The sequence below is a fragment of the Mycobacterium sp. ST-F2 genome, from assembly GCF_001905655.1.
Lineage (GTDB): Bacteria > Actinomycetota > Actinomycetes > Mycobacteriales > Mycobacteriaceae > Mycobacterium.
The window spans coordinates 1-11,097 of sequence record NZ_JMHT01000022.1; the positions used below are offsets into that span (position 1 = coordinate 1).

The following is an 11,097-nucleotide window of genomic DNA, read 5'->3' on the forward strand; positions in this document are numbered from 1 at the left end:
CGGGCGCCGCAACGGCAGCCGGCTTGGGCGCACCGGGCTTGGGCGCACCGGACGGCTTGGCCGGGGGCGCGGCCGGCGCCTCGGACTTGGCGGGCTTGCCGCCGCCGAATGCCTCACGCAACCGGCGTGCGACGGGCGCCTCCACAGTGGAGGACGCTGATTTTACGAATTCGCCCTGTTCGCTCAGTCGGGCGAGCACTTCCTTGCTGGTGACACCGAGTTCTTTTGCCAACTCGTGTACGCGTGCCTTACCTGCTGCCACTTCTCTCCTCGTCGTGAGGCGTCAGCGGTGGTAGGCCGCGCCTCGGTTTAGCTATGACGCATGGTCATCGGGACTTCACGGTGTGCTCATGTTCTTCGCTACCTGTTCTGTTGCTGTGGCAGTCGGGTCCGTCAGGCCGGCAAGGCACTGAAGAACTCTTCCACCGCAGAGGTGTCCGGCGAACCGGTGATACGCAACGCTCGGGCGAATGCTCGCCGCCGAACTGCCGCATTGAGACACTGCTGAACCGGGTGCAACCACGCACCCCGTCCCGGCAGGTTACCCGCTGAATCGACCGAGACGGCGCATTTACCGTCCCCGTCGCGTACAGCTGCCACTCGAAGCAAGTCGACGGCCAGCTCTCGTTTCCGACAGCCGATGCAGGTACGCACCGGAGCTGTCGGAGTCTCGCGCTGGATCACAGTGCAGTCTACCGTCTCGGGGCCCTTGAACTTCAATCGCGGTCACGGCCCCGACACGCCGCCGGTAACTGCGGGTTTCTGCTCAGCGCTCGCGGCCGCCGCCATGGCCTGCCGACCGACCACCGGCGTCCGCACCCTGACCGTCGGCGTCGCTGCGGATATCGATGCGCCACCCGGTGAGACGCGCCGCCAGGCGGGCGTTCTGGCCCTCCTTGCCGATCGCCAGCGACAGCTGGAAATCGGGCACCACGACCCGCGCCGCGCGCTGTGCCTCATCGATCACCGTCACGGACACGACCTTCGCCGGCGACAGGGCATTGGCGACGAACTTCGCCGGGTCCTCGTCGTAATCGATGATGTCGATCTTCTCGCCCGACAGCTCGCTCATGACGTTGCGCACACGCTGACCCATCGGCCCGATACAGGCACCCTTGGCGTTGAGCCCCGGAACCCGCGACGCGACGGCGATCTTGGACCGGTGCCCGGCCTCGCGCGCCACGGCGACGATCTCCACCGACTCGTCGGCGATCTCGGGGACCTCCAGCGAGAAGAGCTTGCGCACCAGGTTCGGGTGGGTCCGCGACAGCGTGATGACGGGCTCGCGGGCGCCGCGGGTGACCCCGACGACGTAGCAGCGCACGCGGTCGCCGTGCACGTAGCTCTCCCCCGGAACCTGCTCGGCAGCCGGGATCACGCCCTCTGAGCCCTTGGCCTCCGTGCCGACCCGCACCACCACGAGGCCGCGGGCGTTGGCCCGGGCGTCGCGCTGGATGACGCCGGCGACGATGTCGCCCTCACGCGCCGAGAACTCGCCGTAGTTCTTCTCGTTCTCGGCGTCGCGCAGCCGCTGCAGGATCACCTGACGCGCGGTGGTCGCCGCGATGCGGCCGAATCCCTCGGGGGTGTCGTCCCACTCGTGGATGACGGTTCCATCGGTGTCGGTCTGGCGGGCGATCACCCGCACGATGCCCGACTTGCGGTCGATGTCGATGTACGCGTCGGGCTCGTGCCCTTCGGTGTGCCGGTACGCCGTCAGCAGCGCCGTCTTGATCGTGTCGACGACGACGTCGACGCTGATTCCCTTGTCCGCCTCGATGGCATGCAGTGCCGCCATGTCGATATTCATCCGTCGGCCCCCTCTCCGGTCATACCCGCCAGCTCCAGTTCCCGGCGATTGGGTGGTGAAAATTCAACCTGTACAACAGCTTTCGTAATGTCCGCGAGCGCGACGCTCTGCACCGACAGCACTCCGCGCTTGGCCACGACCAGTTGGATCGCGCTGCCGTCGTGTTCGCCCAGCCGGCCCGTCAGCGATGTGCCGTCGGCCAGGGTCAACTCGACCTTGCGGCCACGGGCACGGCGGTAGTGCCGCTGGGCGGTCAGCGGTCGCTCCACACCGGGCGAGGTGACCTCCAGCACATACGGCTCGGAATCGGCGGTCACCTGGTCCAGCAGCTCGGATGCGACGCGCGAGAGATCGGCGACCGCGTCGAGGTCCAGACCCTCGTCCCCGTCGGCCACCACGACGATCCGCGGAGGCCGCGCAGCAGCGTCCACCCGCACATCTTCGATGTCGTATCCAGCGTCCGAAAAAGCACTGCTGAGCAGCTCAAGCACCTGGCCTGTGGTCGGTAACCGACTGGGTGGCAGCGGTCGTTCCGGCGTGTCCCGGGCCACGGCGAGCTCCTCATCTTGAGTTGTGCGGACAGGGCACCCAGAAGGGTGAACCCGGTACCAACGATACGCCAGCAGCGCATGACCGAATGGCAATCGCACCAGCGGCACCGGAGAACATCCGGCGCCGCGGTGCCGGGCAGCCGAGGTCGGCAATGGCAGGATGTGGCTGTGCCGCACACCGAAACCACCGTCAGCCGACGGCGTGTCCTGCTGGGTACGGCAGCACTGGCCCTGCTCGGCGGCGCGGTGTCGGCCTGCGGTTCGACACCCCAACGGGATCCCGCGCTGGACATCCTGGGCGCCGAACTCGACCGGGCCCGCAGCGACAGTCGCCTCGCCGCAGCCGCCGCAACCGGTGTCCCACCCCAGTTGGTGCCCGCGCTGACGTCCGTCGCGGCACTTCGTGACGCGCATGCCCGGGCCCTGTCCGACGAGCTCACCCGGATGGGCAGCCCACCGGCGGCCGAGCCGTCATCGACCACCGGGACGTCCGCCGCGGCCACCCCTGGAGCGACGCCCACGCCCGCCCCGGCGCCCCCGACACCTCAGGAAGTCGTTGCGGCACTGGAACACTCCGCCGACAGCGCGGGCCGCGCCGCAGCCGGCCAATCCGGTTACCGGGCCGGGCTGCTGGCCTCCATCGCCGCTGCCTGCACCGCGGCGCACACCGTCACGCTCGCCGGGCAGGCAGCATGACCAGCCCACAACCCACCACCCCGACGCGGCCGGGCAGCCCCGCCGACGCCGCGCTGTACGACGCGATCGCCACCGAGCACGGCACCATCTACGGCTACGGGCTGGTGTCGGCGCACACCACACCGGACGTCAACGACCTCGTCTCCCAGGCCATGGCCGAGCACCGGCTCAACCGCGAGGCCGCGATCAACGCACTGGCGGGACGGTCGGTGCCCGCTGCGCTGCCGGCCGCCGGCTATCAGCTCCCGATCGACGCGAGCAATCCTGGCGACGCGGCCAAGCTGGCCCTGCAGATGGAAGAGGACACCGCCGTCGCGTGGCGCGCCGTGGCCGAGCAGGCCACCACCGCCGAGGACCGGACCTTGGCCGTCAAAGCGCTCACCGACTGCGCCGTGCTGGCCGCCCGGTGGCGCGCAGTGGTCGGCGTGACGCCCGTCGTCGCGCCCTTCCCCGGCGGCAACGACTAACGCGCGTTGGTGGCTGCGCTGGGGATTGCTGCCCGATGATGGCTGTAATCCCCTGCGTAGTGAGTTATCCACAGGGTGGAGGGCCGGGGGCCGGTGAACGCCGCACAAGGCACGGAATATTCGACGCGTGGATATCAACGACGTGCTTGGCCGGCAATCCGGCGTTGTGACGCGCCGCCAAGCGCTTGATGCCGGGTTCCGGCAGCACCAGATTCGGCGCTGCCTGCGACGCAACGAGTGGGCACGAGTCCACCCCGGCGTGTACGTCAACCACACCGGACCGCTGACCTGGCTGCAACGCGCATGGGCGGCAGTTCTTTACGCCGCACCGTCGGTGTTGTGCCTGGAATCGGCCATGTTGATCGACGGCCCGTTGATCCATGTCGCCGTCTCACGGGACCGGGGCACATTGGTCGAACCAGAGGGCGTACGCATCCACCACATCGACCACCTGGACGAGCGGGCGCTGTGGAACGCAGGACCGCCACGGCTGCGCTACGAGGAGGCCGCTCTCGACATTGCCTCACGACTAACGGGATTCGATGCCATTCGGGTCTTGGCGGACGCCTGTCAATCGCGGCGCACCACCGCACATCGTCTGCTGCGTGCCCTCGACGCCCGCCAGCGCATTCGCCGGCGCCATTGGCTGCGAGCAATCCTTGCCGATATCGCCGAGGGCACCTGCTCGGTTCTCGAACAGAGCTACCTCGACCGGGTCGAGCGGGCGCACGGGCTCCCCCCGGCCACCCGTCAAGCACGGTCGACTTCGTCGGTAGGCGTGTGTTACCGCGATAACGAATATGACCGACGGCTCATAGTGGAACTCGATGGTCGGCTATTTCACGATTCAGCATCGGCCCGGAGCAAGGACGTCGAGCGTGATCTCGATGCCGCAGTCGACGGCCGGTCGACGGTCCGCCTCACCTACTACCAGGTGTTTGATCACCCCTGTCGAACCGCCGGCAAAATCGCACACATCATGCGACAGCACGGCATCACCGTCGACGGCCATCCGTGCGGGCCAGGATGCGGATACACCCGCCTCGGCCTGGCAGCCTGACGCGGCGGCCGCGACTATGCAGGTGATTGCTGCTTGATAGTGGCTGCAATCCCCAGCGCAGTGAGTTCGTTACCCGGCGACTGCCGCCGTGATGGCGGCTGCGGCGCCGTCGACCGGCACCTCGGTCTTCTCGCCCGTGAACCGGTTGCGCAGCTCGACGGTGCCGTCGGCCCAGCCGCGGCCGACCACGACGATCCACGGCACACCCAGCAGCTCGGCGTCCTTGAACTTCACGCCGGGCGAGGACGTGCGGTCGTCGAGCAGTACGTCGAGACCCAACCGGTCGAGCTCGCCGGCCAACGCGGTGGCCCCGGTACGGGCCTCCGCGTCCTTGTTGGCGATGACCAGATGCACATCGAACGGCGACACCGAGGACGGCCAGCGCAGGCCGAGCTCATCGTGGTGCTGCTCGGCGATCACCGCGACCATGCGCGAGACACCGATGCCGTAGGAGCCCATGGTCAGCCGCACGGGCTTGCCGTTCTCGCCGAGCACGTCGGCGCTGAAGGCGTCGGTGTACTTGCGGCCCAGCTGGAAGACGTGCCCGATCTCGATGCCGCGCGCCGAGACCAGCGGGCCGGCGCCGTCGGGTGACGGGTCGCCGTCGCGGACGTCGGCGGCCTCGATGGTGCCGTCGGCCACGAAGTCACGGCCCGCCACCATGCCGACGATGTGCTTGTTGGGCTCGTCGGCACCGGTGATCCATGACGAACCGTCGACGATCCGCGGGTCCACCAGGAAGCGAATGCCATTCGCCAGCAAGGCTTTCGGACCCACATACCCCTTCACCAGGAACGGGTTGGCGGCGAAGTCGGCGTCGTCGAGCAGCGCGTACTCCGCGGGCTCGAGCGCTGCGCCCAGGCGCTTCTCGTCGATCTCGCGGTCGCCCGGCACACCGATGCCCAGCAGTTCCCACTCGCCGCCCGGTTGGCGCACCTTGAGCAGCACGTTCTTCAACGTATCGGCGGCGGTGATCTCGCGGCCCAGGCCGGCGGTGTTGGCCCAGTCCACCAGAGTGGCGATGGTCGGCGCGTCAGGCGTGTCGTAGACGACAGCCTCGGGCTGGCCCTCGATCGGCAGCGACTCGGGGACCGCGGTGACGACGGCTTCCACGTTGGCCGCGTAGCCCGACTGCAGGCAGCGGACGAAGGTGTCCTCGCCGACCTCGCTCTCGGCCAGGAACTCCTCGGAGGCACTGCCGCCCATGGCGCCCGACACCGCGGACACGATGACGTACTTGACCGCCAGCCGGTCGAAGATGCGCTGGTAGGCCTCGCGGTGGGCGTGGTAGGCGTCCTTGAGTCCGCTGTCGTCGACGTCGAACGAGTACGAGTCCTTCATGATGAACTCGCGGCCGCGCAGGATGCCGGCGCGGGGACGCGCCTCGTCGCGGTACTTGGTCTGGATTTGGTAGAGCCGCAGCGGGAAGTCCTTGTACGACGAGTACTCCCCCTTGACCGTCAGGGTGAAGAACTCCTCGTGGGTGGGCCCCAGCATGTAGTCGTTCTGGCGGCGGTCCTTGAGCCGGAACACACCGTCGCCGTACTCGGTCCAGCGGTTGGTGGCCTCATAGGGGGCCTTGGGCAGCAGCGCCGGAAACAGGATCTCCTGGGCGCCGATGGCATTCATCTCACTGCGGACGACATCCTCGATCTTGCGCAGCACCTTGAGGCCCAGTGGCAGCCAGCTGTACAGGCCGGGCGCGATCGGGCGGACGTAGCCGGCCCGGATCAGCAGCTTGTGGCTCGGCACTTCGGCGTCGGCGGGGTCGTCGCGCAGGGTGCGCAGGAACAGCTCGGACATGCGGGTGATCACGGAGGGCTAGCTTACTGACAGTCGGCGAACCCGATTCGTCCGCCGCGATCCCCCGCCCGCGGTCAGGCGGCGTCGCGCGTCGACGTGGTACCGCCACCGGCGGACCGTCCGCCCCGATCCCTGACGTGCGGCCGGTCCGGCCGCCCACTTCCGGCCTTTGTGACCGTCGGCGATTTCGGCGGTCCGCCGGCGGCGGCACCGGCCTCGGATCGATCATGCACCCCCGGCCGCGACGGCCTCTTCGAGCCTTGCTGCACAACGGGTTTCGCGGACGCGGCGACGGATGCCGGCCCGGACGTGAGTGTGGGCGCGGGCCGGACGCCGACAGCGGACGTCGAGACTGCGTCACTACCGGCAGGTGCAGGCGCGTGACCGGTGAGGCGCTGGAGCACCCCGGCCAGTTGCCGGGTGACGGACGTCATGCCCCCGGCCAACCTGACCACCGCCTGACGGATCGCCTTCGCCGTCGGTGAGGTGCTCACCGGGATCGCGGGATGCTCGGTCACCGGGGTGACGGGTTCGGTCGCCGCGACGTCGGGCTGCGGCAGGCTCGGTGTGTATCGCCCACTGCCGAGGATGGCCAACGACTGGGCGAATGCCTTGGGCAGCTCGTCCAGCCCCTGCTGAATCTTCTGCCGTGGCGTGGTGAAGCTGAATTGCCTGACCTGGCTCGGGTCGGCCGTCCGGTCGTAGCCCATTTCGACGAACACCCGCACGATCGGGTCGAGCGCGTCGACCAGTCGCTGGGCGCCGATCACGGACGCCGCCAGGCGCAGGGGCGCCAGCAGCGGCAAGTACTGCGGATACGTCACATAGGTGCTGTTGCCCACCGTCGTCGTCACGGCGTTGGGTGCGGTGCGCGATTCCAGGACGTAGCCCGGAAGCAGGTGCTGGAACACGATGCCCATGAGTGCGTTGAGAATGGCCGGCGGGTTGAAATACGCTGGGAAATCGGCGAATCCGTCGTATTGATTCTGGTAGTAGGTGGTCGCGAACGGGCTGTCGGACGGTCCCGGACGACCCAGCGGGAACAGGTCCCCGAGGATCGGAAAGTCGTGGAGCCAGGTGAAGCGCGCCAGGATCCCGCCGTTGGGCTGGTAGGGGTCACCGACCAGCATGAAGCGGTAGTTCTGGGCATTCGCGACGTAGTTCGGGTCTTTGGCCAGGTCCGCCCGCGCGATCTCGGCGACCTGGGCGCCCTGCGACATCCCGATGACGGTGACCGTGTCGCCCGACGTCTGACGGGCGATGTCCTGCTCGAGGTAGCCCGCGCCGACCCGTTCGGACCGCTTGAGCGATTGCGGCCAGTACGGCAGACCGGACAACACGGGCAGGTCCGAGATCAGCGGATAGTTCAGGTTGATCTGGGCCGGGTACGGGACCGTGTGGAACGAATCACCTTGCGGCACAGCGGTTCCGTAGAAGAACAGTGGCACACTCGATCCGAATCCGTCGAATGACCCGCCCACGCCGATGGTGGTGCCCAGCAGCCGAACAGCCGCGCTCTGCACCGAGGGCGGCGCGAACCCGGCAGACGTCCCGATGACGGTCGCGCCGACGATCAGCGCCGCGCCACAGCGAATTCGGCCACGCCGGTGCCATTCCCCCACCACAACTCCCCCGGGTCGTCGAGCCGATCCCACCGATCTGACTCACGCGTAAGTTCCGGGCTGACGGTACGCACCGGCGGGGCACAGGGTTGGTAATTCGCAGATTCGCCGGCGGCTAGATCGTGGTGCCTCGATGCGGCGGCGCCCCCGGTGTACCGAGTTCACTGGCGATCCAGGGCAATGAGTCGGTGAACGCCTCGGCGGCGAAGCCCCAGTCGTGCAGCCCGGGCAACGCGCGGACCTCGCTGTCGATGCCGTGGCGCTGAGCGATGGCGCACAGCGTCTCCGCGGCGACGTCCTGGCCCTCCGGATTGGCCAATCTGTCATGCGCGACGCCCGGGCCGGGTGCGCTGCAGGCCCCGGTGGTGCCCGGGATTTCGAACAACGCCGAGATGCCGTGGTACCGGCCGTGCCGGCGCATCACCGTGGTCGGGTCGAATTCGGCCCATTTCGCCTCGTCGCCGCCGAACAACCGGGCGATGGTCTGATCCCGCGTCCCGATGTTGGGGCTCAGGTCACCGGCGATGTCGACGAACGTGCTGAACAGGTCGGGCCGGCGCGTGGTCAGCTGCACCGCGCAGGTGCCGCCCATGGACCAGCCGACGATGCCCCAGTGGTCGGGTTTCGGGCTGACGCCGAAGTTCGAGACGAGGTACGGCACCACCTCTTTGGTCAGGTGCGCCGACGCGTTGCCGTGGCTGCCGTTGACGCATTCGGTGTCGTTGTTGAACGAGCCGGTGGCGTCGGCGAAGACGAACACCGGGGCGTTGCCGCCGTGCGCCGCCGCGTAGTTGTCGATGGTGGCCTTGGCGTTGCCGGCCCAGATCCAGTCCGCCGGGGTGTTCAGCTGCGAGCCGATCATCATGACCGTCGGCAGCGGCGGCGGCGGATTGCTCGCGAACCACGCCGGCGGTAGGTAGACGAGTTCGGCGCGGTGTGTGAAGTTCGATTCCTGCGAGCTGGTCGAGACCGGCACCACCACTCCGCGCGGCGGCCGGACGCCCTTGAGCTGCATGGCCGTCACCGTCCAGCGGTCCACTTCGTCGGGCACCTTGCCGACGGTGAACTTGTGCCACGCCACGTAGGCGGTCGGGAAATACCCGACCCACAGATTCATCATCAGCAGCGCGCAGAGTGCGCACAGGGGCACGGCCAGCAGGGCCATGCCGCGGCGGCGCCACCGCGCCCCGCGCCAGCCGAGGATCAGGACCGTGACCGCGAATCCGCCCAGCGCGGTCCAGATCCACAGCCGCGCCGGAGCCGGGTCACCGGCGATACCGAGTGAGGTGATGTACCAGTACAACCCGGCCGCGCACGCGACGCCGACCGCGAGGGCCACGGGCAACCGGCTGACGCTCCACTGCCGCGACCGTCGTCCGATGGCGCAGCACAGTGCTGCCAGCGCCAGGAGTTGGATCAGAATCGGCAGCCACCCATGCGTCAGCGACGCATGGGTGACGAACGAAGGCACGCCGATCATCCGGGAAACTGCGCCGAACCGGAGCGCTAGAGCTCGCCGGCGTCCAGTGCTTCCTTGGTGTCCTGCGCTGCCGCAACTTCGTCGGCGCTGTAGGTGATGAACAGCGCCACCACACCGACGATGACCGCCACCGCGGCGACCCAGAGCAGGCCGTAGGTGTAGCCGTGGTCGAGAGCCGTGTGCTGCGCCTCGTTCATCTTGGCGACCGGGCCGGTGGTCCCGCCCAGGTACAGCGTGCGCGAGGTGATGACGGCCTGAATGACGGCCAGCACCACCGGGCCACCGAGGTTCTGCAGCATCAGCGCGATGGCCGACAGCGGGCCGATGTCGCTCAGCGCGACGCCGGCGATGGCCGAGACGGTCAGCGGCACGACGATCATGCCGATGCCGAAGCCACCGACGGTGATCGGGATGACGAGGTTCGGGAAGTACGGGATACCGCCGTTGAGGGTGGAGCCGTAGATCATGGCGGCGAGCACCAGGATGCCGCCGGCGATCACCAGCACGCGCGGCGAGAACATCGCCACCAGCTGCGACGACAGGCCCAGGCCGATGCCGAGGGCGATGACGAACGGGATGAAGCCGATGCCGGCCTTCAGCGCGCTGTAGCCCATGATGTCCTGCACGTACAGGCCGATCAGCACGGTCAGCGTGAACATCACGCCACCGGCCAGGAAGACCGCCGCGAAGGTGGCCACCCGGTTGCGATCGCGGAACAGGCTGAACGGAACGACGGGGTGCTCAGCGGAGCGCTCGACGAACAGGAAGGCCAGGAACAGCACGGCCGCCGCGGCGCCGGAGCCCAGCGTCAGCGGGGACATCCAGCCCTTCTCCGGGCCCATCGAGAAGCCGAACACCGCGGCGGTGCAGGCCAGGGTCGCCAGGATGGCGCCGGTCGCGTCGAGCTTCATGCGCTCGCGGGACGTCTCGGTCAGGGTGGTGCGGGCCAGGTAGATCATGACGAGGCCGATCGGCACGTTCACCAGGAACGCGTACCGCCACGAGAAGACGGTCAGCGCGCCGCCGACGACGAGGCCCATCACCGAGCCGACACCGGTCATGGCCGCGAAGATCGCGGTCGCGGCGTTACGGGCCGGCCCCTTCGGGAAGGTGGTGGCGACGAGCGCCAGGCCGGTCGGTGAGGCGATGGCCGAACCGACACCCTGCAGCAGGCGGGCGATGACCAGGGTGGTCTCGTCCCACGCGACGCCGCAGAGGATGGAAGCGATGGTGAACAGGGCGACACCGACGATGAAGGTGCGCTTGCGGCCGATGGTGTCGCCGAGGCGCCCACCGAGCAGCATCAGACCACCGAAGGTCAGCACATAGGCGGTGATCACCCAGCTGCGGCCCGCGTCGGAGAGGCCGAGCTCGTCCTGAATCTTAGGAAGAGCAACGATGGCGACAGTGCTGTCCATCGTGGCCAGCAGCTGCATGCCACCGATGGCGATGACTGCGGAGAGGAAGCGGGGGGACGGAAGCCAAGCTGGATACCAGCTCTTTCGTTCGTCCTCGGTTTGCCCCACGTGCATCGAGAGCGGTTCGCGGCGGCTGTGTGCCATGGCGGTGCGCTCAGCGTCGTTGAGAGCCGTCATGGAAAGCTACCTT

General features: G+C 68.4%; 11 protein-coding genes. 3 read left to right on the forward strand and 8 right to left on the reverse strand.

The genetic code is table 11. The features are described from left to right. The 4 genes from EB75_RS09275 to rimP all read right to left on the reverse strand — a co-directional run. Nucleotides 1–262: translation initiation factor IF-2 N-terminal domain-containing protein (locus EB75_RS09275; protein ID WP_142239514.1), on the reverse strand; the 262-nt coding region annotated here is incomplete at its 3' end. A gap of 131 nt (nucleotides 263–393) precedes the next feature. After that, nucleotides 394–684 carry a YlxR family protein gene (locus EB75_RS09280; RefSeq protein ID WP_073695135.1) on the reverse strand — a complete coding sequence of 97 codons (291 nt, stop codon included), beginning with the start codon at nucleotides 682–684 and terminating at the stop codon, nucleotides 394–396. An 82-nt stretch (nucleotides 685–766) separates the two neighbouring features. Next, nucleotides 767–1,810, reverse strand: a complete 1,044-nt coding sequence (nusA, locus tag EB75_RS09285) for a transcription termination factor NusA (protein WP_073695136.1) — start codon at nucleotides 1,808–1,810, stop codon at nucleotides 767–769. Continuing rightward, nucleotides 1,807–2,361: a ribosome maturation factor RimP gene (gene rimP, locus EB75_RS09290; protein WP_073695137.1), complete on the reverse strand. Its 555-nt coding sequence runs from the start codon at nucleotides 2,359–2,361 to the stop codon at nucleotides 1,807–1,809. The genes nusA and rimP overlap by 4 nt, the downstream gene beginning before the upstream one ends. 168 nt (nucleotides 2,362–2,529) lie before the next feature. On the opposite strand from rimP, the gene EB75_RS09295 reads away from it, so the two are divergent. From EB75_RS09295 to EB75_RS09305, 3 genes are all read left to right on the forward strand, one after another. After that, nucleotides 2,530–3,057 (forward strand): hypothetical protein, encoded by a 528-nt coding sequence (locus EB75_RS09295; RefSeq protein WP_073695308.1) that lies wholly within the window; start codon nucleotides 2,530–2,532, stop codon nucleotides 3,055–3,057. Then, a complete protein-coding gene (locus EB75_RS09300) occupies nucleotides 3,054–3,524 on the forward strand; it encodes a ferritin-like domain-containing protein (protein ID WP_073695138.1) in 471 nt (156 codons plus the stop codon). The genes EB75_RS09295 and EB75_RS09300 overlap by 4 nt, the downstream gene beginning before the upstream one ends. A 127-nt stretch (nucleotides 3,525–3,651) precedes the next feature. Next, nucleotides 3,652–4,584 carry a type IV toxin-antitoxin system AbiEi family antitoxin domain-containing protein gene (locus tag EB75_RS09305; RefSeq protein ID WP_073695139.1) on the forward strand — a complete coding sequence of 311 codons (933 nt, stop codon included), beginning with the start codon at nucleotides 3,652–3,654 and terminating at the stop codon, nucleotides 4,582–4,584. A gap of 69 nt (nucleotides 4,585–4,653) precedes the next feature. Here the strand turns inward: EB75_RS09305 and EB75_RS09310 are convergent, their stop codons facing one another. The 4 genes from EB75_RS09310 to EB75_RS09325 form a co-directional block, all read right to left on the reverse strand. Beyond that, entirely contained in the window at nucleotides 4,654–6,399 is a 1,746-nt protein-coding gene (locus tag EB75_RS09310; RefSeq protein ID WP_073695140.1) for a proline--tRNA ligase, read from the reverse strand. 62 nt (nucleotides 6,400–6,461) lie between these two features. Then, the gene (locus tag EB75_RS09315) at nucleotides 6,462–8,009 is read right to left on the reverse strand and encodes a PE-PPE domain-containing protein (RefSeq protein WP_286150135.1); all 1,548 of its coding nucleotides are present in this window, start codon (nucleotides 8,007–8,009) and stop codon (nucleotides 6,462–6,464) included. A gap of 115 nt (nucleotides 8,010–8,124) precedes the next feature. Then, nucleotides 8,125–9,480: an alpha/beta hydrolase-fold protein gene (locus EB75_RS09320; RefSeq protein WP_142239526.1), complete on the reverse strand. Its 1,356-nt coding sequence runs from the start codon at nucleotides 9,478–9,480 to the stop codon at nucleotides 8,125–8,127. A 35-nt stretch (nucleotides 9,481–9,515) separates the two neighbouring features. Further along, nucleotides 9,516–11,051 (reverse strand): MFS transporter, encoded by a 1,536-nt coding sequence (locus tag EB75_RS09325; RefSeq protein ID WP_286150141.1) that lies wholly within the window; start codon nucleotides 11,049–11,051, stop codon nucleotides 9,516–9,518. Nucleotides 11,052–11,097: the final 46 nt, after the last annotated feature.

Coding starts and splice junctions, on each gene's coding strand:
- nusA (WP_073695136.1), bottom strand. CDS start 1,810: ATGAATATCGACATGGCGGCACTGCATGCCATCGAGGCGGACAAGGGA.
- EB75_RS09300 (WP_073695138.1), top strand. CDS start 3,054: ATGACCAGCCCACAACCCACCACCCCGACGCGGCCGGGCAGCCCCGCC.
- EB75_RS09325 (WP_286150141.1), bottom strand. CDS start 11,051: ATGGCACACAGCCGCCGCGAACCGCTCTCGATGCACGTGGGGCAAACC.